Below are 25102 nucleotides of genomic sequence, written 5' to 3'. Positions count from 1 at the left end.
GGCCGCGACGGTGGGCGGTCAGTTCAGGCGACCTTCGGCAGCACCGCCTCGATCCGCCCGCGATGCGGCTCGAGGAAGGGCGGCAGCTTCAGTGCGGTCCCGAGTTCCGCCGCCGGCTCGTCGATGGCAAAGCCGGGCGCGTCGGTGGCGATCTCGAACAGCATGCCGCCGGGCTCGCGGAAATAGACCGAGCGGAAGTACTGCCGGTCGCGTTGCTCGGTCACGGACAGGCCGTGCCGCTCGCTCAGCCGTTCCGTCATCGCCGCCTGCGCCGCGTCGTCGGCGGCACGGAAGGCAATGTGGTGGACCGAGCCCGCCCCCTGCCGGCCGGGCAGGAAGTCGCCGACCGCTCGAAGCGTTACGAGCCCGCCGAGGCCCGCCCCGCTCGTCAGCCGGATCTGGCTACCCTCGCGGGCGGTTTCCGCGAAGCCGAGCACGTCGGTGAGGATCGCAGCGGTCGACTCCGCCCCGCGCAGGAGCAGGGTGACGCCGTGGAAGCCGCGGATCGCGGTCTCCGGCGCAATGCCCTCGGACGTCCAGGCCGGCTCGGTCTCCGCCCCCTCGACGCCGACGAGCGCCAGCGGCATCCCGTCGGGATCGCGGAACCGCAGCACCGTCTCGCCGAAGACCGTCACCGGCGCCTCATGCGCGACGTTCAGCGAAACGAAGCGGTGGGTCCATTCACCGATGGAAGCGCGCGGCACGCGGAAAGCGGTCTCCGACACCTGCCCGATGCCGACCCGGCCTGGGGCCGCCTGGGCGATCGGGAAGAAGGTGAGGATCGTGCCGGGCGTGCCCGCCTCGTCGCCGAAATAGAGGTGGTAGGTGCCCGGATCGTCGAAGTTGACGGTCTTCTTCACCAGCCGCAGGCCGAGCACTCGGGTGTAGAAGTCGATGGTGCGGGCCGTGTCGCTGGCGAAGGCCGTGACGTGGTGGATGCCGTGCGCGCTCATGATGCGGGTCTCCTATTTGAGAAGATCGCCGCGGGGATCGGTGTCCGGGCTGCGATCGGTGTGAGCCCAATCTGGCCCTTGCCTGCCCGCCTGAAAATGGAAACGATTGAAACGCATCGTTTCCGGATTTGATCAATGGCGAAACTCCCCGATTTCGAGGCCTGGGCCGTGTTCGCGGTGGTGGCCGACGCCCTCTCCTTCGCCCGCGCGGCCGACGAACTCGGGCTGTCGAAGGCGACCGTCTCGAAGGCGGTGGCGCGGCTGGAGGGCCGGCTCGGCGCACGGCTGTTCCACCGCACCTCGCGCCGCCTGGCGCTGACGGAAGCCGGCCGCTTGGCGCGGGAGGACGCAGCGGGGCTGCTCGCGGCGGGCGAGGCGGCCGAGGCCCGCGCCCTCGACGCCAACGGCGTGCCGCGGGGGCGGGTGCGGCTCGCCGCCCCCATGTCCTTCGGGATCGCCCACCTCGCGCCGGTGCTGCCGGAGTTCCTGGCCACATACCGCGAGGTCTCGGTCGATCTGCACCTGTCCGACGCGGTGGTCGATCTCGTCGGCGGCGGGTTCGATCTCGGCCTGCGCATCGCGGCTCTGCCCGATTCATCGCTCCGGGTGCGGCGGCTCTGCGGCGTGCGCCGCTCGCTCGTGGCGACGCCGGCCTATCTCGAACGCTACGGACCACCGCAGCATCCGGAGGATCTGAAGGCCCGCGCCTGCCTCGGCTACGCCTACCTGCCGACGCCGGACCGTTGGCCCTTCACCAACGCCGCCGGTGAAACCGTGACGGTCGTGCCCGAAGGCCCGCTGCGGGCCAACAACGCCGACGCGCTGGCGCCAGCGCTGCGGGCCGGGCTCGGCCTCGCGGTACAGCCGGATTTCACGATCTGGGAGGATCTGACATCGGGACGCCTGGAGCGGGTGATGCCGGATTGGCAGCCGCCGCCGATCGCCCTCAACCTCGTGATGCCGCCGGGCCTGCCGCGGCCGGCGCGGGTCTCGGCGCTGATCGCCTTCCTGGAACGGGCCTTCTCCACCGCCCCCTGGGCGCAGGAGGAGAGTCAGGCCCCCCTCCCCTCCCCGGCGGAGGCCCAGGCGCGGACCTGATCCATCCAGGCATCCGGCGAGAGCACGGTGATGCCCGGCATCACCATCAGCGGCGTCACCCGCTCGGCGCGGTCACGCTCGCCCAGCCGGAGGGCGCCCTTGCGGGCGAACAGGCGCAGGATCTCGATCAGACGGGCCTCGTCCGGCGGCTCGGTGCGGGCCGCCGAGCGGATCGCGTCGGCGATGTCGTCCGTGGTGCATTCCACCGTGCCGTCGGTGGAGACGCGGTGGTCGCGCAGGCCCTCCTCGTAGGCGAGCCGGAGCGCCAGCAGCACCAGGGTCTCGTCCTTGCGCAGGCGCTCGCCCTGCGCATCGTGGCGCACGCCGTCGGGCGGCAGGGCCAAAAACACCATCTGGTCGCGGTGGGCGACCTCGAAGCGGTAGCCGAGGCAGGCGAAATAGTCGCGGAAGAACGGCGCGTAGTGCCGCGCGAGTTCGTAGGAGCGGCCGATGCCGGTGGTCGCAGCGTAGATGCACTGGCTCTTCAGCATGACCTGGAGCGCGCGGATCAATTCCTCCTCGCTCGGCGCGGAACTGCCGGGCGGCGGCATCTCCTCGCCGTCGAGGATGGCGCGGAAGGATTCGAGCATCGCTTCTGTCCGTTCAGCCTGCTTTGCCGGCTCCACGCCGGGCGGCGGGGGGCGGTATGCGCTCGATCATGAAGTCCGGGCAGTCGAGCCAGCCGTTGGAGACGCGGCCCTCGATCCGGGCGACGCGGTAGCGCTCACGCAGCACGCCATCGAACAGCACGTCGATCTCGCGCAGGCGCTGAAAGACGACGAAGGCATCGACGTCGTCGACCGCGATGTCCGAGCCGCGCAGGGCCTTCCCCCCCGCGAGCCGCGCGTCGAGATAGGCGACGATGCGCTCCGGCGTCACCGTGATGCGGCGGCGAAATTCGTCCTTGGCGGCGATGAAGGCCTCGATCGCCGGATCGATGTCGATCTCCGGCAGCGGCTCGTACTCGATGAGCCGGCGCGGCATGCGCGGATTGGTGAGTTGCGGCGGGCCGATGGGGGGACGCAGCAACGAGACCTGCGGCAGGGGCAGGCCGGTCAGGTCGTCCTGGCTCGCGCCGACCGCGCGTAACGCCGCCGCCGCCCGCTCGATCCGGGCGGAATCGCGCGGGTCGCGGTAGCGGAGCGCGGCCGAGATGCGCCGCTCCAGCCGCGTCACCACCTCGGCCACCGCGTCGAGATGCGGGTCGAGCCCCTCGAAGATCGCGAGGATCTCGACGAGGTCGGTGCGCACCATCCGCTCGGCGGCGGTGATGTCGGCGGCGCGGCCCTCGCGCAGGTTGCCGTCGGCCAGCGCCCGCAGCGTCAGCGGATCGCGCAAGGCGCGGCCGGCTTCCCGCACGATGCCGGAGCGAAAGCGGAACGGATTGAAGCGGGTGTGCAGCGTCCGGTAGTCGGAGACGAGGTGGCGCTCGACGAATTCCTCGAAGTAGAGCCGGAAGGCGGCGCTGAGGTCGGGCTCGCGCAGGATTCGCTCTTCGAGCTTGCGCATCGCCCCGGCGAGGCCCCGCAGGTGGCCGAGGAAGGTGCGCGAGGCTTTCGCCGCATTGCGCAGGGCCTCCGAGCGGTCGGCGGGGCTGGCGATGGCGCTTTCCAGCGCGCTCAGGACTTCGAGCACCGCGCCGCCGTAGGAGCGGGTCTCGCCGCGCTCGATCCGGGCCAGTTCCTCGATCAGCAGGCGCGCATCGGGATCGAAATCGACCACCGGCACGTAGCGCTCGCGCCGTTCCACCAGCCAGCCGGCCTCGATCAGCCGCCGGAACACCGCCGAGCGCCGCTCGATGGGATCGACGGGCGTCGCCTCGTCGTCGGCGATCTCGGCCTGGCTCCACCCGGCGGAGAAGTCGCCGATCGCGGCCAGAAGCTCGCTCTTGCGCAGGGGCTCGGCGGCATCGCCGAACACGCGGGCGTGCAGGTGCAGCAGCAGGGCCGCGTTGAAGGCGCGGCTCGGCGAGGCGAGCGGGCGGAAGAGGTCGTCGGCGAGATGGGTGAACAGCATGACGGGATGGGCGCGACCACAACCCGCTCGGGCGCCGCCGGTCAATGCTCGCGCCGTTCTATCCCCGCATGCATCGACCGGGATGAGCGCCCGTTGTCTTGATGACCACCAGCCGATGGAGTGCGAAACATGCGTATTGAGACCGTCTTCCTGTTCGATCTCGACGGCACGCTGGTCGACAGCGTCTACCAGCACGTGCTCGCCTGGAAGGAGGCACTCGACGCAGAGGGCATTCCGCTCTCGGTCTGGCGCATCCACCGCAAGATCGGGATGAGCGGCGGGCTCTTCACCAACCAGCTCCTGCGCGAAACCGGGCTCGACATCGACCCGGAGCGGATCGACCGGCTGCGGCGGCTGCACGCGGAAGCCTATGGCCGGCTCTCGAAGGGCGTCGTTCCGCTGCCCGGCGCCAAGGAACTGCTCGCCACGCTCACCGAGAACCGCATCCCCTGGGCCATCGCCACCAGCGGGCGGATGGAGACGGCGGGCCACAACCTCGTCGCGCTCGGCGTCGATCCGGCTCAGGTGCCGGTGGTGACCCGCGACCTCGTGAAATACGCCAAGCCCGATCCCGACCTGTTCCTCGCCGCCGCCGAGCGGCTGAATGCGCCGATCGAGCACGCGGTGATCGTCGGCGATTCGATCTGGGACATGCTGGCTGCCCGCCGCTGCCGCGGGCTCGGCGTCGGCCTGCTTTCGGGCGGATACGGCACGGAGGAGCTAGAACGCTCCGGGGCCGTCCGGGTCTACGACGACCCGGCCATGCTCTTGGAACACCTCGACGAAGTCGGCGGCCGTCGCTGAGCGTAACGGCGCCGGTATGGCCAAGCTCAGATCGCCGAACCGCCGCGCCTAACCCGCTCTCGGAGTACGCAACGCGATCCTGACAACTGGATGAACGGCGCCTTGCACCTTCGTTCATGCGACAGGATGCAACGTGAGCATCGGCACATTGAGAGTGAACCGAATCCAAGGCCTGTTCGTTGGGGTGCCAATGGATCGGCGATCCAACTCGATCGGAGAGACTTGATGAAGAAGCTTGCGATTCTGTCCGCCGTGGCTGTCCTCGGCGTGGGCGCCCTGTCCTCGACGGATGCCGAAGCCCGCTGGCGCGGCCGTGGTGGCGGCGGCGCGATCGCAGCCGGCGTGATCGGTGGCCTCGCGGCTGGCGCGCTCGTGGGTGCGGCCGCCTCGAACAGCTACGGCTACGGTGGTTATGGCGGCGGGTACGGCTACGATTACGGCTATGCCCGACCGGTCGCCGGTTATGGTTACGGCTACGCCCGTCCCGCCTACGGCTACGGTTACCGCAATGTTGGCTACTACGACGGCGGCTACTACGCCCCGCGTCGCGCCTATGGCGGTTACTCCTACGGTGGCCCGGCCTACGATTACGGCTACGGCTGGTAGGATCCCGCGCCGTCATAGCCTCTCATGACGGCAAGGCCGCGCTTCTTGGAGCGCGGCCTTTTTCATGGTCAGCCGGCGGCGTCGCGGGCAGCGATGGTCTCTGACCACACCACGGCGCGGCGTGCCATGCCGATATGCTGGCGCTCGTACATGCGGCCCTCGACCTTGATCGCCGCGCGCTTGGCGTTCTCCGGCAGGTTGAAGGCCTCGATCACGAGGCGGGCGCGGCGCACCTCCTCATCGGTCGGGGCGAACGAAGTGTTGGCGGGCTCGATCTGGTTCGGGTGGATCAGCGTCTTGCCGTCGAAGCCGAGGTCGCGCGCCTGCCGGCACTCCTCGCGGCACCCCTCCGGATCGGCGATGTCGTTCCACACGCCGTCGAGGACGATCAGCCCCTCGGCCCGGGCGGCTGCGAGGGTCAGCATCATCCAGGGCAGCATCGGCACGCGCCCGCGCACCAATTGCGCCCAGGTGTCCTTGGCCAGATCGTTGGTGCCGAGCACGAAACCGGTGAGCCGGTTGCGGCGGTCGCGGCGCGCCTTGGCGATCTCGTGGATGTTGAGGATCGCCGCCGGCGTCTCGATCATCGCCCAGACTGCGATGGAATCGGGGGCGTCGAGCGCTTCCAACGCGTCGGCCACGCTCTCCAGCACGGCGGGTGAGGACACCTTCGGCATCAGGATCGCGTCGGGCTTGGCCTGGATTGCCGCGCGCAGATCGCCGTCCCCCCAAGGGGTCTGCGGGGCGTTCACCCGGATCACCAGTTCGCGATGGCCGTAACCGCCACCCTTCACCGCGGCGCAGACCTGATCGCGCGCCAGTTCCTTCTCCTCCATGGAGACGGCGTCCTCGAGATCCAGGATCAGCGAGTCGGCGGGCAGCGTCTTGGCCTTATCGAGCGCCCGCTGGTTCGATCCCGGCATGTAGAGAACGCTGCGGCGCAACCGCAAATCGGACATGTCTCGTCTCCTCCCAGGGGTCGGTGAGGGGCCCGGCGCCCGCTCCCCACCCTCGTTTGAATGCATAATACGAACATTCCCGATCGGTTGGAAGCGGCCGGAAGCGAAGCTATTTAACCGCGAGCGCCCGGCAACCGCCAGAGGGCGCAACCTCGCCTTGCGGTGCCGCAGCCCGGATCTCGGATCCTGGCCGATGCGCCCGACCCGTGTTTCGGCCTCGTTCCCCTTTGAGAATGCGGCTTCATCCTGGAGAGTCCCATGCCCTTGATGCGTTTCGACCTGATCGAGGGCCGCAGCGACGCGGAACTGAAGGCGCTTCTCGACGCCGCGCACGAGGCGATGCTCGAAGCCTTTCAGGTGCCGCCGGGCGACCGCTACCAGATCGTGACCGAGCACAAGCCCTCGCGGATGATCGTAGAGGATACCGGCCTCGACATCCCCCGCACGCAGAACGTGGTGGTGGTGCAGATGATCACCCGGCCGCGCGGGCGCAAGAAGAAGGAGCTGTTCTACCGGCTGCTGACCGAGAAGTTGCAGGCCGCCTGCGGCATCGCCCCCGCCGACGTAATGGTCTCGACCGTGGAGAATACCGACGAGGATTGGTCGTTCGGGCACGGCCGGGCGCAGTTTCTCACCGGGGAATTGTAAGCCCCGGCCGCTCGCCCTCCGCCACGAGCCAATCGACGAAGGCGGTGAGCGCGGGCGACTTGTCGGCATCGAACGGCGTCAGGGCGAAATAGGCGGCGCGCTCGACCCGGATGTCCGGGAACGGTGCAACGAGCCGACCCGCGGCCACCATCCGATCGAGGACCGGGAACGGTCCGATGCCAAGGCCGGCCCCGTCCTCGAGGGCCTGAAGCGTCACGAAGAAGTGGTCGAACACCCGGCGGCGCACGCCGCCGGGGAGCGTCACGTCGGCGGCGGCGAGCCAATCGCTCCAATCACCCGGCCGGGTCTCGGTGCCGAGGAGGATGTGACCGTCGAGGTCGCTTAAAGCCGCGAGCGGTTTATCCCGCAAGAGGGCGGGGCTTGCCACCAGCGTGTCGGTCTCCGTCAGGAAGGGCACGGCGCGGTGCTGCGGCCAGGGCTCGGGGCCGCGCCGGATCGCGAGGTCGAACCCGCCGCGCAGTGCGTCCTGCAAGGTCGTCGTGGTGGTGACCCTGACCTCCGTGCCGGGCCGAACCGCGTGGAAGTCGTCCAGGCGCGGGATCAGCCAGCGCATGGCGAAGGTGACGGGCGCGCTAACCCGCAGGACGCGCGGCGCCTGGGGCCGTCCGCACGCCTCCGCCGCCGCCGTGAGCCGGTCGAAGGAGAGGCTGATCTCCTCGGCGAAGACGCGTGCCGCCGGGGTCGCCACCATCCGCCGCCCGACCCGCACGAACAGCCGCTGGCCGAGCCACGTCTCCAGGGCAGCGACCTGCCGGCTCACCGCGCCGTGGGTGAGCCCGAGTTCGAGCCCGGCCTGCGCGTAGCTGCCGGCCCTGGCCGCGACTTCGAACACCTGCAACGCGTGCAGCGGCGGCAGCCGGCGCATGTCCCTGCCCTCTCGATTCCCTTGGCCCTCTCGATCCGTGAGGAAACCGCACGGAACCTGTGAGGAGGACACCTCTCATCGCGCAAAACTCACAAGTCTAGGATCGCCGCGCAATTGCAGCCGGGGATTTTCGTGTGAGCCAAGCCGTCCGATTCGATGAATTCCGCCAGGGTGACACCGCGAGCCTCGACCTCAAGCGGCGCAGCCTCGGCGGGGCCTGCCTCGCCCACGCCCTGCATGACGGCTACACCGACCTGCTCTACGTGCTGCTGCCGGTCTGGCAGTTGGAGTTCGGCCTCGGCTATGCCGGGCTCGCGGTCCTGCGCAGCCTCTACTACGCGACCATGGGCGGGTTGCAGATACCCGCCGACCGGCTGGCGGCGCGATGGCCGATCCGCGTCAGCCTCGCCGTCTCGACCCTCGTCGCCGCGGTGGGCTTCGGCGTGATGGCGCTGAGCGGCAGCCTGTTCGGGCTTTGCGCCGGGCTGGTGCTCGCCGGGATCGGCGCGAGCCTCCAGCATCCCCGCGCCTCGCTCCTCGTCGCGCAGGCCTATGGCAGTGCCGCGCGCGGGCCGCTCGGGATCTACAATTTCGCCGGCGATCTCGGGAAGGCGGTGTTCCCGGTCGCCGTCGCAGGGCTGCTCGGGGTGATGGCGTGGCGTCCGGCCACCGGGCTGATGGCGGGCGTCGGCCTCGCGGCAGGGCTGGCACTCGTCCTCGTCCTGCCGCGGGGATCGCTGGCCGCCGCCCCCCCGCGCACCAGCCGGAGCGGTGGCGAGGGCCGGGGCTTCGCCCTCCTGATGACGGTCGGCGCCTTCGATACCGCCACGCGGATGGGCACCCTGCTGTTCCTGCCCTTCCTTCTGGAAGCGAAGGGCGGCACGGCCACGACGACCGGGCTCGCCCTCGCCCTGGTCTTTTCCGGAGGGGCCTTCGGCAAGGCCGTGTGCGGCTGGCTCGGCGCGCGCGTCGGCGTCGTGGCCTGCGTCGTCGCGACCGAGACCGCCACGGCTCTGGGGGTCGCCGCGCTCCTCGTCCTGCCGCTCGGGCCGGCTCTGGTGCTGCTGCCGCTGATCGGCGTCGTTCTCAACGGCACCTCCTCGGTGCTCTACGGGACGGTGCCGGATCTCGCGCCGCGTGGCGATGTCGGCCGGGCATTCGCGCTGTTCTACACCGCGGTCATCGGATCGGGCGGCCTTGCGCCGATCGCCTACGGGGCGCTCGGCGACACCGCCGGGCCGGCCGTCGGCCTCCTGGCCGCCGCCGCCACGGCGCTCGTAATCGTTCCGCTGGTGCTTCGATTGCGCCGGCCGCTCGCAGCCAGCGGCTAGGCTTGAGCAAGAACATACGTGAATTCATACCGAATCCGGTTGATCCCTTCGGGATAGCGGATTTAGGCCCAGCTCGAGCACCGCTCAGGCTTGCTGATACGGTTGCCGCTCTGATCAAGCGGCAACCGTATCAGCAGTTGTCTTCGGCTATACGGCCAAGTCACGAAACGAAATCAGGTCAACCTTTCGTCAAGATCAAAGGCCAAGGGCGTTCTCGAATTGGTTTTCGAAGGGACGACCGGATGCGAAGAACCTGCCTCGGCGCCTGTGCCGGCCTCGTGCTGCTCGCAGGATTGTCCGCACCCGCGCAGGCCGAAAACCGGACGGCGATGAGTGTCGGAGCCGGGGCCGTGGCCGGCGCCCTCGTCGCCGGACCGGTCGGTGCCGTCGTGGGCGCGGTGGCCGGCGGCTTCATCGGTTCGAACAGCACGGCCCGTCCCCGCTCCACTCGCAAGCGCCGCGCCGCCCTGCGCCGCTCGGTCCGTGCGCCCCGCCGCGCGGCGATGGCCGAGCCGGCGGTCGCCCGCTCCGAGGCGCCGCGGGCGATGACCACTGGCGGCGCGGGCGCCGCTGCGCCGGTCCGTTCCGGCTGGCAGGATCCGCATTGAGCGTCTCCGGGCCGGGCGTGGCAGGTGTCGCTTTCACGTCACAGCCAGGGAAATGCGCAAGCGTGGCCGGTCTGGTGCCATTTTCATGACGCGATGCGGCGCGCAGGATCACCTCATGCAATCGTCCGAGAGCGAGGAAGCGATGGCTGATCCGAGCGCCGACCCGAACCGAACGGACCGACTGCAGATGGTGCCGCCTCTCGAGCGGCCCGTCGTCAGCCGGGTGACCAAAGGTGTCGCCTCCGCCATCGGCAAGCGCCTGTCCGTCGATAAGGACGGTGCCCTGCCCGATCGCCTCGCCTCCCTCGTGGATCGTCTCCAGGCCGGCCCCCTCGGCCACACCTCCCTCAAGCATCGGCGAGTTGCCTGAATGTCCAAGTTCGATCGCGCCCTCAACGACGCCGCCGTAGTCCCCTTCCCCGCCGCCGCCGCCGAGGCCGTGGCCGACGAGAACGTCGCCTCGATCATCGAGGTGCTTCAGGACCAGCTCAAGCTCGCCCGCGAGGGCAAGCTGCGCTCGGTCGCCGTGGTCTCGGTCTCGAACGACGGGAGCGCCATCGGCACGCAGTGGTCCTGCGCGCACGGCGACGTGGCGAGCCTGATCGGCAAGCTCACCGTCCTGTCCCACGACATGATGGCCGCGCGGAACTGAGTTTTTCGCACTCGGCGAGAACGAGGAAAGGGCCGGCGGTTCATCCGCCGGCCCTTTCCATTTGATCCTGCCCCAGGTTTCAGTCGGCGAAGCGATCCGGGCACAGTCCCCGAATCGCTCGAAGGCCTCAGACCAGCCCGAGCTTCTGCGCCAACCCGATGCGCTGGAGCTTGCCGGTGGCGCCCTTGGGGATCTCGTCGAGGATCAGGATCTTGGCCGGCACCTTGAAGGGGGCCAGACGCTCCGAGGCGAAGCTGCGGATGTCCTTCTCCACCGCCTCGACGCCCTCGCGCAGGACGATCGCAGCGGCGACATCCTCGCCGAGCTTGTCATGCGGCACCGCGAAGGTGACGCATTGCGACACCGCCGGGTGGTCCATCAGGATCTCGTCGACCTCGCGCGGGCTGATCTTCTCGCCGCCGCGGTTGATGATCTCTTTGAGGCGCCCGGTGATCGAGAGGTAGCCCTCGGGGCTCAGCACGCCCTGGTCGCCGGTGCGGAACCAGCCCTGCCGCGTGAAGGCCTCGGCATTGGCCCGCTCGTTGTTCTCGTAGCCCTTCATCACGTTGTCGCCGCGGATGACGATCTCGCCGGTCTCGCCCGCGGGCAAAGGCTCGCCGTCGAGATCGACCACCGCGATTTCCGGGCCCGCCGCGAGGCCGACCGAGCCCGCATGGTGGGGCTTGGGCGGCAGCGGGTTCGAGGCCATCTGATGCGCGGCCTCGGTCATGCCGTAGGCTTCGATGACGGGCGCGCCGAAGGTGTCCTCGAGCTCCTTCATCACCTGCGGCGGCAGGGACGAGGACGAGGAGCGGATGAAGCGCAGCGGGTTCTTCGCGATGATCTCCTTGTTGCGCGCGGCCCGGCCCAGAATCGCCTGATGCATGGTCGGCACGCCGGTGTACCAAGTGGGGTTCACCTCATCCATCCAGCCGAAGAACTTCAACGCGTTGAAGCCCGGCGTGCAGGAGACTTGGCCGCCCGCGGAGAGCGGGGCGAGGATGCCGGCGATCAGGCCGTGGATGTGGAACAGAGGCATGATGTTGAGGCCGCGATCCTGCGCCCCGAAGGCGAGCGCGGTGCGGATGTTGCGCGCCGAGGCGCAGACATTGGCCTGCGTCAGCGGCACGATCTTCGGCCGCGAGGTGGTGCCGGAGGTGTGCAGCACCAGCGCGATCTCATCCGCCTCCGCCCGGCCGCCGCGGGCGGGTTCGCTCGTGGCGTCGTCGGCGAAATGCAGCGTGAAGCTGCCGGCGCCCTCTTCCGGGGTCGGCCGCAGGCGGGCCACCGACACGCCGAGCTTCTCGGCGATGGCGACGGCCGGCGACTCGGAGCCTTCGGCGACCAGCAGGAGCTTGGCTCCGAGGTCGCTCATGTAGAACTCGAACTCGTCGGCCTTGTAGCTCGGGTTGAGCGGGGCCGAGGTGGTGCCGGCGGCCACCGCGATGAAGGCGGCGGCCATCTCCGGGCCGTTCGGCAGCACGATCGCGACGCGGTCGCCGCGGCCGATGCCGCGGGCGTTGAGGTCGGCGACCGTGCGTTCGGTCAGCGCCCGCAGGGCCTGGAACGTCAGCGGCACGCCGCCGGGGCTCGACAGGGCGGGGGCCGCATCGGCGCCGGCCTGGATCAGCTCGTGAAGAGTCGTCGCGGCCACGCTGGCCTCCTTGGAGTCGGTGGGGTGAAGGGCGGAAGGTTCGGGCAGAAGCATCGTCATGCTCCCTGGATCGCGAGGCGGCCGTTGGCACGCTCCAGGCTCTGGGCCAGGAGCCGCATCAGGGCGAAGACGGTGTCGATATGCGGGGTCGGCGTGCCGGTGAGGCGGCCGAGTTCGATCACCGAGCCGACGAGGGCTTCCAGCTCGATCGGCCGGCCGGCCTCGACGTCCTGAAGCATCGAGGTCTTGTGGGGCCCGACCTTCTCGGCACCGGCGATGCGCTTGTCGATGCCGAGGCGGAAGGTGACGCCGAGCTTGTTCGCGATGACCTCCGCCTCGCGCATCATCTCGGCGGCGATCGCCCGGGTGTCGGGGAAGCGGCAGATATCTTCCAATGTCGCGTGGGTGAGCGCGGAGATCGGGTTGAAGCTGAGATTGCCCCACAGCTTGAGCCAGATCTCGGCGCGGATGTCGCTGGTGACGGGCGCGCGGAAGCCGGCCTTGGCGAGGCGCTGCGAGAGGGCGAGCACCCGCTCCGACTTTGAGCCGTCGAGTTCACCCAGACCGAAGCGGTTGCCCTCGATCACCTTCACGGTGCCGGGATCGGTGAGCACGGTCGCCGGATAGACCACCGAGCCGATGACGTGCTTGGGGTCGAGACCTTCGGCGATCAGCCCGCCCGGATCGGCGCTTTCCAGCCGCGTGCCGGCATGGTCGCCGCCATGGCCGCCCATGAAGTACCACCACGGAATCCCGTTCTGCATCGTCACCACGACGGTGTCGGGGCCGATCAGGTGGTGCAGGTCGGCGGCGATCGGCCCGACCTGATGCGCTTTCACCGTCAGCAGCACGACCTCGTGCACGCCCGCCTCCTGCATGGAGCGGGTCGCCTTGACGGTTTTCGAGTGGATCTCGGTGCCATCCTCCTCGATCAGGCGCATGCCGTCCGCCTGGATCGCCGCCGCGTTGGAGCGGGCGATGAAGGTCACGTCCTCGCCGGCCTCCGCCAGCCTGACTCCGAGATATCCGCCGATGGCGCCGGCGCCGACGATCGCGATGCTCATGTTCTCACCCGTGCTGCCGTTTCCGCTCCGCCGGCTTTGTTCTGAAACGCCGTTCGAGGCCGGTTCCGTCCGGCCGCGGAGACCACTTTTGCTTGAGCGTGACTTTAATCGAACCGGTTCGAGAGCGTTCCGATGCCCTCGATCACCACTTCGACCGTAGCGCCCTTGGGGATCGGCCCCGACCCCACCGAGGTACCGCAGGCGATCACGTCCCCCGGCTCCAGCGTCATGCCCTGCGAGAGCTGGGCCACGAGCCGGGGCACTGGGATCAGCATGTCGCCGACCGGAAAGTTCTGACGTTCGCGCCCGTTCACCAAGGTCCGCACGGTCAGCGCCGAGGGATCGAGCCCGGTGGCGATGACGGGCCCGAACGGGCCGAAGCCGTCGAGGCCCTTGGCGCGGGTCCATTGCGTGAAGCTCGCATCCGCCTTGAGGATCGCCGAGGCAGTGACGTCGTTCACGCAGGTGAAGCCGAAGACGTGGTCGGCGGCCTCTTCCTCGGTGAGATCCCGGGCCCGCTTGCCGATCACGATACCGAGTTCGCCCTCGTAGAGCGCCCGGCCCGCCGCCTCCGGCACCGCCACGGTTGCGCCGGTGGGCCGGAAGGTGTTGGCGGGCTTGATCAGGAACAGCGGCGCCTCAGGCCGCGACAGGCCCTGCTTCTCCATGAGCGCCCCGAAGTTGTTCCACAGGGCGATCATCTTCGAGGGGCGGCAGGGCAGGCCGACCCTCACCTCCGCGAGCGCCAGCACCTCACCCGTCGGCCGGTTCTCACCGAACAGGTCGCCCTCGCAGACCGCGATCCGCTCGGCCTCGAGCCGGCCGAAGCCGGGCTCGCCAGCGTGGACGAAGCCGATCCAGCGCATCACGCTCGCCTCCGTCACTGGTTGCGGGCCACGAAGCGGGCGCGCATCGGCTTCAGGACGAAGAGCGCGAGGAAGCCGGCGATGAAGGCCATGCCGGAGGCGAGATAAAACACGTTCTGCCAGGAGCCGGTGGCGGTCTGGATCGCCAGGAAGGCCGGCAGCATCAGCGAGGCCGTGCCCTTGGCGGTGTAGAGCAGGCCGGCATTGGCAGTGGCGTTCTTGTCGCCGTAGGTGTCGGCGCAGGTCGAGGGGAACAGCGAGTAGATCTCGCCCCAAGCGAAGAACACGAGGCCGGTGAGCAGCACGAAGGCCAGCGGCGAGTGGGCGAACATGCCGAGCGCCAGGATGCCCGCGCCCTCGATCATGAAGGCGACGAACATGGTGTTCTCACGCCCGATCCGGTCGGAGATCCAGCCGAAGACCGGCCGGGTCACGCCGTTGAGCACGCGGTCGATGGTGAGCGCGAAGGTAAGCGCCGGCAGGGTCAGGCCCATGAGGGAGACGGGGATCGAATCGACCTGGAAGTCCTTGGCGATGGGCGCGAGCGAGGCCGTCGCCATCAGGCCGCCGGCGGCCATCATCACGAACATCGCGTACATCAGCCAGAAAACCGGGGTGCGCACCATCTCGGCCGACGAGTACTGGCGGCGGCTCGTCGCGTTGGGGGAGGTGCGGCCGGCGAGCATCCGCTCCTTGTAGGCGGCGCTCGGCGAGGAGAGCAGCAGGGCGGCGATCATCACGACGATGCCCTGGCCGAGACCGAAGGCGAGGAAGGTCTGCTCGTAGCCGCTGTCGCGGATCATCGCGGCGATCGGGATGACGGTGAGCGCCGAGCCGGCACCGAAGCCCGCGGCGGTGAGGCCGGCGGCGAGCCCGCGGCGATCCGGGAACCACTTGAGGGCGTTGCCGACGCAGGTGCCGTAGACCGCGCCCGCACCGATGCCGCTGACGGCGGCGGCCAGATACAGGAACCACAGCGAGTCGGCGACCGAGTTCATCGCCCAACCGATGGCGCAAAGCGCGCCGCCGAACAGCGTGACGACCTTCGGACCGTACTTGTCGACGAACCAGCCCTCGATCGGCACGAGCCAGGTCTCGGTGAGGACGAAGATCGTGAAGGCGACCTGGATCGCCGGCTTGCCCCAGTGATACTTGTCGTTGATCGGATTGACGAAAAGCGTCCAGCCGTACTGCAGGTTGGCGATCATCGACATGCACAGCACGCCGAGGATGAGCTGTCCCCAGCGCCCGCCCAGAGGCGAATCGGCGCGCGAGGCGGAATAAGCGCTAGCGCCGGGCAATGGATCGGCGGCTTGAACGGCCATGGAGCGGTCCCTCGAACTCACGTCTTCTTGGCGGACCGGAACAGGTGCCCGGCTTAGCCATATTGGAATTTTGGATACCGCATACGTAACCGCTCGTGACCCATGCGCTGACAGGAAAATATTTGGCCGCCGCGCAGATATTTTTTGAACGCCGCTGCGACCGCGGCATCCATGAATGCCTTTCGTCGGCGCGTGTGCGGCGATGCACTCCACATCATAGGAGTGGAACCAAGGGCTCGGGGCTCCCGTTCAGTTTGCCGAGAGCGTCGCGACGCGGCGCAAGACCAATGAACGGAGAGACGCCATGAGCAGCACGACCGACAAGATCAAGGGCGCCGCCAACGAAGTCGCCGGCAACGTCAAGCAGGGCGTCGGCAACCTGACCGGCAACGACAAGCTGCAGGCCGAGGGCAAGGCGCAGGAAGTCGAGGGCAAGACCCAGCGCACCGTCGGCGAGGCCAAGGAGGGCGTGAAGAACGCCGCCGACGCGGTGAAGAGCAAGCTCTAAGCCTCGAGGACGGTAGGACCTTCCCACCACGACCCGACGGCCGGAGCCGCACCCGACCGGGTGCGGCTTCTTCGTTTCGAAACCCGCCGTCGCGCGGGTCGGCTAAAACCAATTTGATCAGCAGGACTTCATCATGAACAGGGACCAGATCGAGGGCGGCTTCCGCAACATCAAGGGCCGTGGCCGCAGCGTGCTCGGCGCCGTGTCCGGCCGGGCCCGTCCGCAGGTCGAGGGTGCCTACGAACAGGTCGCGGGCGTGGCGCAGGCGGCGTATGGCCGAACCCGCGAGCGGGCCGAGGACCTCTACGAGGACGGTTACCGTATCGCCGACGAGGCGGTCTCCCGCGGCCGGCACCTGCGAGACGAGGCGGCACAACGGGGTCGCCACCTGCACGACGAGGCCCATGCCCGTGGGCGGCATCTTCGCGACGAGGCGAACCGGCGCGGTCGCGCCCTTGCGGCACAGGCCGACGAGAATCGCGGCACGACCCTGGCGCTTGTCGCCGCGGCAGCCTTCGGCCTCGGCTGGCTGCTCAGCCGCCGTCGCTGACGGCAGTCCGCTTGGTTGCTTCTTTGGCCTCGTAGAGGACACGGTCGGCCCGCGCGAGCAGGGCGTCGACCGTGTCATCGGGTCCAATGGCCGAAGCGAGGCCGAGGCTGGCGCCGATCCGCACCGTCTCGGCATCGATGGCGATGGGTACGGCGATGACCGCACGAACGGTCTCCGGCGTTAGGGTCACGCCGTCCGGCACGATCAGAACGAATTCGTCGCCGCCGGGCCGTGCTGCGAACAGCCCGTCCGAAGCCGCCAGTTCAGCGAGCCGGCGGCCGATCTCCGTCAGGACGCGATCGCCCGCAGCGTGGCCGAGGCGATCGTTGACCGGCTTGAAGCCGTCGAGATCGAGACAGAGCACGCCGGGACGTTGTCCGGCGGCCAACTGCCCTGCGAGATGCTCACGCAGATACATCCGGTTCGGTAGGCCCGTGAGGTCGTCGTGTCTGGCGAGGTGGCGGAGCCGCGCGTTCGCCGCCTCCCGCTCGGTCACATCCCGGTCGATGCCGCGATAACCGCGCAACGCGCCATCGGGACCGAGCAGCGGCACGCCGCTCGTTTCCAGCACGACGAGGCTGCCGTCCTTGCGCAGGTTGCGGTTGAGAAGCTGGGCGAACGGCTGCCGCTCGGCGGCGATGGCGCCGAAGATCCGGCCGACGCGCTCAGCCTCGTCGGGCGGCATGAAGTCGAAGGGTGTCAGACCCAACACCTCCTCCGGCTCGCGGCCGAGCAGGGCGACGCATTGGCGCGAGGCGTAGGTGTAGCGCCCCTGCGCATCGACCTCCCAGATCCAGTCCGAGTTCTGCTCCAGCATCTCCCGCAGGCGGGCCAATTCCCGGCGCATCGCCTCGGACGAGTCGTCATTTGCCGTATCCGTGTCGGAGGGCATCGCGCCAAGCCCGTTCTGAGGAAAGGTGTTCATGGCGATTCGGCAATGGCAATGGACGTAATCCGGAAACTCCTGAGCCAACTTGACTAACGCGCGGTTGATGCGGTTTCCGCTTGATCGAAGCCGGGAGCGTCCGAGTGCGCTGGCGCGTCGCTCGACCCGCGACAACGGAGATGACAGCATGCCGGCGCGATCCTGGCTCGACCTGACGACGGCGGAGATCCGCAGCCGCGACATGAGCCGAACCATCGCGGTCCTTCCGGTTGCCGCAGTGGAGCAGCACGGGCCGCACCTGCCGCTCGGCACCGACACCCTGATCGCGGAAGGCTATCTCGCGCGGGTTGCACAGCAGGTGCCGGAGGCGCTCGACGTGCTGCTCCTTCCGGTCCAGGCCGTCGGCAAATCGGATGAGCACGATTCCTTCCCCGGCACGCTGACCCTGACCGCGCCGACCGCGCTTGCAGCCTGGACCGAGATCGGCGCGAGCCTGCACCGGGCGGGCTGCACGAAGCTCGTGATCGTCTCCTCCCACGGCGGCAACAGCGCGCTCATCGACCTCGTGGCAGGCGAGCTGCGCGGCCGCCTCGGTATGGTCGCGGTGACGACGTCGTGGAGCCGGCTCGGCCTGCCCGAGGGGCTGTTTCCGGCCGGTGAGATCCGCCACGGCATCCATGCCGGCGGCATCGAGACAGCCTTGATGCTGGCGCTGCGGCCCGATCTCGTCAGGCGGGAACACATCCGGGATTTCGAGCCCCGCACGGTGGCGATGGAGCGCGACTTCGCGCTGCTGCGCGCCGGCCGTCCGGCAGCCTTTGCCTGGAAAACGGAAGACCTCCACCCATCCGGGGCTCTCGGCGATGCCCGCCTCGGCACGGCGGAAGCGGGTGAGGCCGCCCTCGCTTACGGCGCAGACGCCTTCGTGCGGCTGCTGGAGGAGGTGGATCGGTTCTCACTGTAGCGGCGTCGCACCTTTTGGGGCGGTGTGGGCCACGATGACGATCGTGGCTGCCGACGACAACGATGGAAACGCGCCTCGACCTCGATAGGGGCCCGTCACAAGCCTCCAGCATCGCCGGATCAGAGCGGAACGGCGGGCTCACGTTCGGGGCACGCAGCGGGGGCGAGCACCTGCTCGCGCAGCCGCTGCGGACCCAAGGTCATCGCGAAGAAATCGTAGGCGCCGGGCCGCTCGTTCGCGAGAAGGAACTGGAAGTGCATCCGGAAGGGCCGGAAGCGTACCCGCCGGTAGGTCTCGGGACAAAGGATGTCGCGAAACCGCGCCGAGCGCACAAGGGGATTGGCGACCGGTTGCCCGTGCAGGTCGAGACCGAGGTGGTCCAGAGGATTGAAGCCGGGAAAGTTCATCCAGTCCTGAGGTGCGTGGAAGTCGCACCAGACGATGCGCCGCTCCGTGACGAGGTCCGCGATCTCGGCCCGCAGGCGCGTGGCCGTCGGCTGTAACGCCACGAGCGGCAGCCCGGACCCGAGCGTCGCGAGGGACAGGTTGGCGCCGGAGGTGCCGATCGTCCCGTCACGGGCGAGCACGCGGGCCGCGACCTCGACCGCCGTCAGCCCGCCGGAGGAATGGCCGACGATCATCACTTCGTCGGTCGCCTCCCCCGCCGCAGCTCGTGCCGCGAGGGAGGACAGGATATGCGCAGCGAAGGCATCGAGGCGGCGCTCGTAATCGGGCCGCCAGCCCTGGCCGTGCTGCCAGTTGAACACCCAATCGTTCAGAAGCTGCCAGAAGAAGACGCGGTTCAGGAGAGCTTCGATCGCCTTGATCCAGACGATGCCCGCAACCACGCCCAGAGGCAGCGAGATCCAGAGCGGCAGGTGCAGGCTGTGGCCGAACCAATCGCCGAGATGGGCATGCACGGCCACCCCGATGACGACGGACAGGATGGTGAGCAGGATCACCATCACGAAGGGGTAGAGGATGACGTTGCCGTACTTCCAGCTCAGCCGGTAGAAGCGAAACAGCAAGCCGGCCAGGATCATGTGCAGGGTGCCGGTCACGAGGAGCGCCACGCTGACGAAGCGGGAACGGGCGAAGTCCGCAGCGACGATGTCGTCCCAGAGGAGGACGTCGTAGCGGGTCTCGGCCCCTTCGCCCTGCTCGGGCGCACCGACGGTCCAGCTCTGGACCAGCCCGTCCTCGCTCGATTGCGCGCGGGAGATCTCCCGCCGGCCGCCGCCGAACCGTTTGATGTAGCGGGCCCATTCCCGCACGAAGAGCAGCCGGTAGCGGGTCCGCGCCTCCGGATCGTAACCGGGAATGTAGAAGACGTAGCGGTGGCGCACCGGCTCAGGCCGGGCCTCCTGCAGATCCGGCGGCGTGAAACTCAAAGATTTGCGCATATGTCCGAACGCCCCCATCCGGATAACGGCCCTCACGCTCTGGCTGAACGCGTGAGCCGCCTGCGGAAAAGAGCCTCAAACCTTTTCCAAATGCACCATCATCCGTTACGAATCTGAGAGTTGCGCAGAGGGAGCGAATGTTGCGCTCTCGGTCTCAGCATCACGTGAAGGTGAAGAGCTTGCCTCGTGCTGCATCCCGGGCAGGCCAGCCGCCGATCAGGACAGTGCTCACGCGCGCTGCCCGACATGTCTGCAAGATCGCGGGCGAAATGGTGCCGGTTGCGGGACTCGAACTCGCGACCTACCGCTTACAAGGCGGTTGCTCTACCAACTGAGCTAAACCGGCAGCGTACAACCCGCTATCAGCCTGCCCCGAACGGCGCAAGCGCATCCACAGCCGCCCATTCCACTTGTTCAATCTCTCCTCTGTATATTGCGCACAACTGAGCTTGTCTGGGGGACGAGTTCAAGCATTCGGGTCAAGAGGGCGTGGGGCCATCCGCACGAGCCTCGATCGAACGCCCGGTTCAGGTGCGGACACGGGCGAAACGGAATGGAGCCCCGTCGGAGGCGCGGCGTGCGGACGGTTGATCTCAAGCTGCTTCCGGGTGCCCTCGGATCCCGGCCGATTGACCTTCGACGCTGCCGCGCGCCGCGTGGGCCTCAGGATTACCGCGACCTCGCCGCCGGGGCGGGCAAGCGCAAACCGAACCGATGATCCGCCGATTTCCCGATGACAATCCTATCAGCCGGACGGATACGCGTCGGCACGGGAACATGTCCGCCCTGTCGGGAAGCGCGCCTCGCGAGACCTTCATGACGCAGAGCCCCTTCACCTTCGAGGCGAACGGCCTTGTCCTGGCGGTGAGGCTGACGCCGCGAGCCGGCCGAACCGGGCTCGACGGGGTTCGGAAGCAAGCGGACGGGCGGCCGGTCCTGTCCCTGCGGGTGGCGGCTCCACCGGTCGAGGGCGCCGCCAACGCGGCCCTCACCGCCTTCGTCGCCAAGAGCCTGGGGCTACGGAAGGCGGACGTCACGCTGGTCTCCGGCGAGACTTCTCGCACCAAGCGCCTGCATCTTTCCGGCGATCCGCAGATGCTCGCGGCGCGGGTGCAGACTTGGCTCGACGGGGAAGCTCGGCTCGGCGGATAATACTCGGCGCAGCGAGGCGGACGGCCCGCTCAGGCGGCGTTGAGCCGTTCGACGATGGCGACCGCCTCGGCGAAGGCGGCCTCGGCGTCGAGTTCGGTCGTGTCGAGCACCAGCGCATCCTCGGCGGCTTTCAGCGGGGCGGCGGCGCGGCTCGAATCGCGGGCGTCGCGGGCGCGGATGTCGGCGAGGATCGCGGCGAGCGTGGTCTCCTCGCCCCGGCCGAGCAGCTCGCGATGGCGGCGGCGCGCCCGCTCCTCGGGGGCGGCGGTGATGAACAGCTTCACCCGCGCGTCCGGACAGACGACGGTGCCGATGTCGCGCCCGTCGAGCACCGCGCCCTCCGCCGCTTCGGCGAAGCGCCGCTGCCAGGACAGCAGGGCGGCGCGGACCTCCGGCACCGAGGAGACCCGCGAGGCCGCCTCGCCCATCGCCCGCTCCCGCAGGCGCGGGTCGGACAGCCGCTCGGCTGCCAGGGCGGAGGCGGCCCGCGCCGCCGCTCCCGTGTCGTCGAGGTCGCCCCCCGCGTCGAGCAGGGTCAGCGCGACCGCGCGGTAGAGCAGGCCGGTATCGAGATGCGGCAGGCCGTAATGCAGGGCCAGCCGCTTGGCGAGGGTGCCCTTGCCCGAGGCGGCCGGGCCGTCGATGGCGATGACGAGGCGCGTGTTGTCCCGGTGCACGGCGATATCATCCGGGATCATGCGGCGGCCCCGTCCTCGATCCGGGCGCCGAGCGCCAGCATGGACGGGCGGAAGCTCGGGAAGCTCGTGGCAATCATCGCGCCGTCGTCCACGGTGACGGGGTTCCCGGCGGCGAGCCCCAGGACGAGGAAGGCCATGGCGATGCGGTGATCGAGATGGGTCGCGACCGTGCCGCCGCCCGCGGGCGCCTGCCCTTGCCCGGTCACGATCAGGTCGTCGCCTTGAATCGCGTGGGTGACGCCGTTGGCGGCGAGCCCGGCGGCGACCGCCGCGAGCCGGTCGGATTCCTTGACCCGTAATTCGTGCAGGCCGTTCATCCGGGTCGTACCTTCGGCGAACGCCGCGGCGACCGCCAGGATCGGATACTCGTCGATCATCGACGGCGCCCGCTCGGCCGGTACATCGACGCCCCTCAGGCGGCTCGCGCGCACCCGCAGGTCGGCCACCGTCTCACCCCCCTCCTCGCGCTCGTCGAGGCGCTCGATGTCGGCGCCCATCTCGATCAGCGTGGTGATGAGGCCGGTGCGCAGCGGGTTCATCATCACGCCGCGCAGAATCACCTCGGAGCCCGGCACGATCAGTGCGGCCACCAGCGGGAAGGCGGCCGAGGACGGATCGGCCGGCACGACCACGTCGGTACCGCGCAGGGTCGGTTGGCCGGTGAGCGTCACCGTGCGGCCATGGCCGCCCTCGCCCGACGGCGTGACGGTCACCTCCGCGCCGAACAGGCGCAGCATCCGCTCGGTATGGTCGCGGGAGGCGGCTTTCTCGATGACGGTGGTGGTGCCCGGCGCGTTGAGCCCGGCGAGCAATACCGCCGACTTGATCTGCGCCGAAGCCACCGGCAGTTCGTAGCGGATCGGAATCGCCTCGCGCGGCCCCCTCAGGGTCAGCGGCACGCGCCCGCCCTCGGCCTCGGACACGATCTCGGCGCCCATCTTCAGGATCGGATCGAGGATGCGCCGCATCGGCCGCTTGCGGAGGCTCGCGTCGCCATCGAAGGTCGCGGTCACGGGCTGGCCACCGACGACGCCCATCATCAGCCGCGAGCCGGTGCCGGCATTGCCGAAATCGAGCACGCCGTCCGGATCCTGCATCCCGCCGAGGCCGACGCCGACGACCCGCCAGCGCCCCTCGCCCTCGCGGGTGATCTGCGCCCCAAGCGCCTTGGCGGCGGCGGCCGTGCGCAGCACGTCGTCCCCCTCCAGAAGCCCCTCGACCCGCGTCTCGCCGATGGCGAGCAGGCCCAGGATCATCGCCCGGTGGGAGATCGACTTGTCGCCCGGCGGCTTCAGGGACCCGTTCAACGGGCCTCCGGGATACGCGGTGACGGGCTGCGGTTCGGAATCGTGCGACACGGGAATCTGCGTCTTGCTCGAGCGCTGCGCTGAGGCGTGTCGGCACCGAGAGGGCACCGAGAGCCGCCCGCCGGACGAGCCCGGCGTGACGGGCGCCCGTTACCATGCGGGCCGGCCCGCGTCATCCGGAAGGCCGGCGACGGTCTGATGCTGCCGCAGGAAACCACGCCGCAGCGCGCTCGGCGGCGGCATCGATAGCGTACTATTCTGCCGAAGCGCTCCTGCTTCTCATCACAAACCTCCGGCCGCGGACAATGCTGTTACGGCCGATCAGGCACCGCACGGGACTTCACCAAGTTTCGTTAACCCGATCCTGTGAAAAGTCAGGGCAGGGCAGGCTTGATGCAGCATCGAACGCTCGACAAAGCCCTACATATGTTTATGCTGCCATTCATGATGCCCGTGCGCCACTGCCTCCGCAAGGTTGATCATGCCTCGGCCGTCGCCGACTCGGCGGCTGGTACCTACATCATCGAAGCCCTGAACGAGCTGGAGAGCGCCTATCGCCGCCCCAGCGAACGCATCGTCGCCCTCGAAGCCGTCCTTCATGAGTTCGATCGCGACGGACGGGCGGGCGGTACGCCCTTCGGCCGGCTCCTGCGCCTCACCGTCGAGCGGCGGCAGAACAAGTGGGCGCGTCGCGCCTGACACCACCCCATCTTTCGTCGCGACCGTTCTCGCCGCGCGGCCGGCTTCGCCGCTCGGCACGATGCTCGGCGCACAACGCGGCATGGCACGCCACACGGCGTTTGACATGGGCGGAGGCTGCGACTAACGGGGCCCCTCCCCCGGATCCTTTCCGTTATCCGTCCCCAGAGGTGCGCAGCCGTGGCTAGACCGGAACTCGGCGTCAAACGCCAGTGCATGAATTGCGGTGCCAAGTTCTACGATCTCGACCGTGATCCGGCGACCTGCCCGAAATGCGGCACGATCTATCAGGTGGCGACGTCCCGCGTCGCCCCGCCCGTCGCCAGCCGCACCACGGATGACGACGAGGACGAGGACGAGAAGAGCGGCCCGGAGATCGTCTCCCTCGACGAGGCCGAGGCCACCGAGGACGATGCCGATATCAGCGTGGACGACGAAGAGGGTGGCGACGACGCCGCCGGGGGAACGGACGACGACACCTTCCTCGAGGAAGAGGATGGCGACGACGACGTCTCCGACCTGATCGACAACGATTCGGACGGCGACGAGGAAGGCTGAGCCCTCGCCGCCGGACCGGGAGACCGGTTCGGCGAGACGGGCGCGTTCGCGTGAACCGAGGGTTCTGGTCCGGACCGGATCCCTCGCATGGTTGCCTCGGATCGGCGGGCGACCATGCTTGCGAAGGGCGATTCCTGCGCCCTTCGCTCTCAGGACACCCGAACTGGAACGACGTCAGCCGCCGAACCGCTCCGTGCGGACCACGTCCGGCTTCACGCCCGCATCCACCAGCAGATCGGCGACCGTGCCTACGAAGCCGTTGCCACCGCAGACGAAAGCGTGGCGCGGCATGCCTAGGCACTCGATCGCGGTGTCGATCATCACACGGTCGATGCGCCGGCCCGCGGTCGCTCCCTCACGGGTCGGGAGCAGGGTCAGGTCGAAGCCGGTTTCGTCGCGGGAGAGCGCGGTGAGTTCCGCCCGGGCGATGGCCTCGGCCACATTGCGCACCGAGTAGATCAGCAGCATCGGCACCTCGGGCGCGTGCCGGGTCCGCTCGCGCACCATGGCCAGCAGCGGCACGATGCCGGAGCCGCCGCCGATCAGCAGAACCGGCCCACCCTCCTCCGGGCTCCACGAGAACGCACCGAGGGGACCGCGCAGCTCGATCGCGTCGCCGACCTCGGCCACGGTGTCGAAGAAGCCCGAGACCTCGCCCGCCTCCAGCCCCTCGATCATCAGTTCGATGCCCGCAGGATCATCCGGCGCCGAGGCGATGGAGTAGCTGCGCTGCGCCCGGTAGCCGTCGGGCGCGGTGAGGCGCACATCGACGTGCTGGCCGGCCCGGTGCGGGCGATCCAGGGGGCCGAAGCGAAAGCTCTTTACCCGCGGCGTCACGGGCGTGATCGCCCGGATCGTCACGTCCCGCCAGGGTGACGGCGAGGGCGAGGGCGCAATGCCGTTCACG

The 25102-nt window shown here is 69.2% G+C and carries 28 protein-coding genes and 1 tRNA gene; 14 read left to right on the top strand and 15 right to left on the bottom strand.

The genetic code is table 11. From position 1 onward, the window contains the following. Window positions 1–23 precede the first annotated feature (23 nt). On the bottom strand, window positions 24–953 hold the full coding sequence (locus MKK50_RS09350; RefSeq protein WP_499021852.1) for a ring-cleaving dioxygenase: 930 nt from the start codon (window positions 951–953) through the stop codon (window positions 24–26). A 135-nt stretch (window positions 954–1088) separates the two neighbouring features. Between MKK50_RS09350 and MKK50_RS09345 the strand changes: the two genes are divergently transcribed. Then, on the top strand, window positions 1089–2051 hold the full coding sequence (locus MKK50_RS09345; RefSeq protein WP_499021851.1) for a LysR family transcriptional regulator: 963 nt from the start codon (window positions 1089–1091) through the stop codon (window positions 2049–2051). Here MKK50_RS09345 and MKK50_RS09340 read toward each other — a convergent pair. Both MKK50_RS09340 and MKK50_RS09335 read right to left on the bottom strand, forming a co-directional pair. After that, a complete protein-coding gene (locus tag MKK50_RS09340) occupies window positions 2006–2641 on the bottom strand; it encodes a DUF4194 domain-containing protein (protein WP_499021850.1) in 636 nt (211 codons plus the stop codon). The genes MKK50_RS09345 and MKK50_RS09340 overlap by 46 nt on opposite strands. 13 nt (window positions 2642–2654) lie before the next feature. Then, window positions 2655–4067 carry a Wadjet anti-phage system protein JetA family protein gene (locus MKK50_RS09335; protein ID WP_499021848.1) on the bottom strand — a complete coding sequence of 471 codons (1413 nt, stop codon included), beginning with the start codon at window positions 4065–4067 and terminating at the stop codon, window positions 2655–2657. Between the two features lie 129 nt (window positions 4068–4196). Here MKK50_RS09335 and MKK50_RS09330 point away from each other — a divergent pair, with 129 nt between their 5' ends. Together MKK50_RS09330 and MKK50_RS09325 are read left to right on the top strand one after the other, a co-directional pair. Further along, window positions 4197–4871: an HAD family hydrolase gene (locus MKK50_RS09330; RefSeq protein ID WP_499021847.1), complete on the top strand. Its 675-nt coding sequence runs from the start codon at window positions 4197–4199 to the stop codon at window positions 4869–4871. A 225-nt stretch (window positions 4872–5096) separates the two neighbouring features. Beyond that, on the top strand, window positions 5097–5477 hold the full coding sequence (locus MKK50_RS09325) for a hypothetical protein (RefSeq protein WP_253372794.1): 381 nt from the start codon (window positions 5097–5099) through the stop codon (window positions 5475–5477). Window positions 5478–5545: 68 nt separating this feature from the next. Here MKK50_RS09325 and MKK50_RS09320 read toward each other — a convergent pair whose 3' ends face one another. Continuing rightward, on the bottom strand, window positions 5546–6436 hold the full coding sequence (locus MKK50_RS09320) for an HpcH/HpaI aldolase/citrate lyase family protein (protein WP_499021845.1): 891 nt from the start codon (window positions 6434–6436) through the stop codon (window positions 5546–5548). A 258-nt stretch (window positions 6437–6694) separates the two neighbouring features. Here MKK50_RS09320 and MKK50_RS09315 point away from each other — a divergent pair, with 258 nt between their 5' ends. After that, window positions 6695–7084, top strand: coding sequence for a tautomerase family protein (locus MKK50_RS09315; RefSeq protein ID WP_499021844.1), 390 nt, complete (start codon window positions 6695–6697; stop codon window positions 7082–7084). On the opposite strand, the gene MKK50_RS09310 is transcribed toward MKK50_RS09315, so the two are convergent. After that, a complete protein-coding gene (locus MKK50_RS09310) occupies window positions 7068–7970 on the bottom strand; it encodes a LysR substrate-binding domain-containing protein (RefSeq protein ID WP_499021843.1) in 903 nt (300 codons plus the stop codon). The genes MKK50_RS09315 and MKK50_RS09310 overlap by 17 nt on opposite strands. Before the next feature lie 134 nt (window positions 7971–8104). Between MKK50_RS09310 and MKK50_RS09305 the strand changes: the two genes are divergently transcribed. The 4 genes from MKK50_RS09305 (at window position 8105) to MKK50_RS09290 (ending at window position 10561) form a co-directional block, all read left to right on the top strand. Beyond that, window positions 8105–9301: an MFS transporter gene (locus tag MKK50_RS09305; protein WP_499021842.1), complete on the top strand. Its 1197-nt coding sequence runs from the start codon at window positions 8105–8107 to the stop codon at window positions 9299–9301. 242 nt (window positions 9302–9543) lie between these two features. Next, window positions 9544–9909, top strand: coding sequence for a hypothetical protein (locus MKK50_RS09300; RefSeq protein ID WP_499021840.1), 366 nt, complete (start codon window positions 9544–9546; stop codon window positions 9907–9909). A gap of 142 nt (window positions 9910–10051) precedes the next feature. Then, a complete protein-coding gene (locus MKK50_RS09295; RefSeq protein ID WP_499021838.1) occupies window positions 10052–10279 on the top strand; it encodes a hypothetical protein in 228 nt (75 codons plus the stop codon). Further along, complete coding sequence (locus MKK50_RS09290) at window positions 10280–10561, top strand: hypothetical protein (protein WP_003600059.1); 282 nt, start codon at window positions 10280–10282, stop codon at window positions 10559–10561. It begins immediately after the preceding gene. Window positions 10562–10688: 127 nt separating this feature from the next. On the opposite strand, the gene MKK50_RS09285 is transcribed toward MKK50_RS09290, so the two are convergent. The 4 genes from MKK50_RS09285 to oxlT all read right to left on the bottom strand — a co-directional run bounded on the left by MKK50_RS09285 (window position 10689) and on the right by oxlT (window position 15470). Next, the gene (locus tag MKK50_RS09285; protein WP_253374082.1) at window positions 10689–12269 is read right to left on the bottom strand and encodes an acyl--CoA ligase; all 1581 of its coding nucleotides are present in this window, start codon (window positions 12267–12269) and stop codon (window positions 10689–10691) included. Window positions 12270–12271: 2 nt separating this feature from the next. After that, window positions 12272–13279, bottom strand: coding sequence for a 2-dehydropantoate 2-reductase (locus MKK50_RS09280; protein WP_253372806.1), 1008 nt, complete (start codon window positions 13277–13279; stop codon window positions 12272–12274). A 104-nt stretch (window positions 13280–13383) separates the two neighbouring features. Further along, window positions 13384–14148 (bottom strand): fumarylacetoacetate hydrolase family protein, encoded by a 765-nt coding sequence (locus MKK50_RS09275; RefSeq protein WP_499021836.1) that lies wholly within the window; start codon window positions 14146–14148, stop codon window positions 13384–13386. Between the two features lie 11 nt (window positions 14149–14159). Continuing rightward, on the bottom strand, window positions 14160–15470 hold the full coding sequence (gene oxlT, locus MKK50_RS09270; protein ID WP_253372810.1) for an oxalate/formate MFS antiporter: 1311 nt from the start codon (window positions 15468–15470) through the stop codon (window positions 14160–14162). A gap of 304 nt (window positions 15471–15774) precedes the next feature. Here oxlT and MKK50_RS09265 point away from each other — a divergent pair, with 304 nt between their 5' ends. Further along, window positions 15775–15978 (top strand): CsbD family protein, encoded by a 204-nt coding sequence (locus MKK50_RS09265; protein WP_253372811.1) that lies wholly within the window; start codon window positions 15775–15777, stop codon window positions 15976–15978. A 133-nt stretch (window positions 15979–16111) separates the two neighbouring features. Next, entirely contained in the window at window positions 16112–16528 is a 417-nt protein-coding gene (locus MKK50_RS09260; protein WP_253372813.1) for a CsbD family protein, read from the top strand. Here the strand turns inward: MKK50_RS09260 and MKK50_RS09255 are convergent. Then, on the bottom strand, window positions 16512–17453 hold the full coding sequence (locus MKK50_RS09255) for a diguanylate cyclase domain-containing protein (RefSeq protein ID WP_499021835.1): 942 nt from the start codon (window positions 17451–17453) through the stop codon (window positions 16512–16514). The two genes, MKK50_RS09260 and MKK50_RS09255, sit on opposite strands and share 17 nt — an antisense overlap. 148 nt (window positions 17454–17601) lie before the next feature. Here MKK50_RS09255 and MKK50_RS09250 point away from each other — a divergent pair, with 148 nt between their 5' ends. Further along, window positions 17602–18378, top strand: a complete 777-nt coding sequence (locus tag MKK50_RS09250) for a creatininase family protein (protein WP_499021833.1) — start codon at window positions 17602–17604, stop codon at window positions 18376–18378. Window positions 18379–18497: 119 nt separating this feature from the next. On the opposite strand, the gene MKK50_RS09245 is transcribed toward MKK50_RS09250, so the two are convergent. Then, a complete protein-coding gene (locus MKK50_RS09245; RefSeq protein WP_499021831.1) occupies window positions 18498–19799 on the bottom strand; it encodes an alpha/beta hydrolase in 1302 nt (433 codons plus the stop codon). A 252-nt stretch (window positions 19800–20051) separates the two neighbouring features. After that, a tRNA-Thr gene (locus MKK50_RS09240) sits at window positions 20052–20127 on the bottom strand. A gap of 470 nt (window positions 20128–20597) precedes the next feature. Between MKK50_RS09240 and MKK50_RS09235 the strand changes: the two genes are divergently transcribed. Then, a complete protein-coding gene (locus MKK50_RS09235; protein ID WP_499021830.1) occupies window positions 20598–20933 on the top strand; it encodes an ACR/YggU family protein in 336 nt (111 codons plus the stop codon). Between the two features lie 29 nt (window positions 20934–20962). On the opposite strand, the gene cmk is transcribed toward MKK50_RS09235, so the two are convergent. Both cmk and aroA read right to left on the bottom strand, forming a co-directional pair. After that, entirely contained in the window at window positions 20963–21631 is a 669-nt protein-coding gene (gene cmk, locus MKK50_RS09230) for a (d)CMP kinase (protein ID WP_499021828.1), read from the bottom strand. Further along, a complete protein-coding gene (gene aroA, locus MKK50_RS09225; RefSeq protein WP_499021827.1) occupies window positions 21628–22989 on the bottom strand; it encodes a 3-phosphoshikimate 1-carboxyvinyltransferase in 1362 nt (453 codons plus the stop codon). The genes cmk and aroA overlap by 4 nt, the downstream gene beginning before the upstream one ends. Window positions 22990–23370: 381 nt before the next feature. On the opposite strand from aroA, the gene MKK50_RS09220 reads away from it, so the two are divergent. Continuing rightward, window positions 23371–23637, top strand: coding sequence for a hypothetical protein (locus tag MKK50_RS09220; protein WP_499022090.1), 267 nt, complete (start codon window positions 23371–23373; stop codon window positions 23635–23637). A 180-nt stretch (window positions 23638–23817) separates the two neighbouring features. After that, the gene (locus MKK50_RS09215) at window positions 23818–24195 is read left to right on the top strand and encodes a TIGR02300 family protein (protein WP_253372826.1); all 378 of its coding nucleotides are present in this window, start codon (window positions 23818–23820) and stop codon (window positions 24193–24195) included. Between the two features lie 174 nt (window positions 24196–24369). Here the strand turns inward: MKK50_RS09215 and MKK50_RS09210 are convergent, their stop codons facing one another. Further along, the gene (locus tag MKK50_RS09210) at window positions 24370–25101 is read right to left on the bottom strand and encodes a ferredoxin reductase (RefSeq protein ID WP_253372829.1); all 732 of its coding nucleotides are present in this window, start codon (window positions 25099–25101) and stop codon (window positions 24370–24372) included. Window position 25102 lies beyond the last annotated feature (1 nt).

The organism is Methylobacterium sp. J-043, assembly GCF_022829505.1.
GTDB lineage: Bacteria > Pseudomonadota > Alphaproteobacteria > Rhizobiales > Beijerinckiaceae > Methylobacterium > Methylobacterium extorquens_A.
Note: the sequence above shows the minus strand (reverse complement) of the source record. Positions and strands in the feature narration are given on the sequence as shown.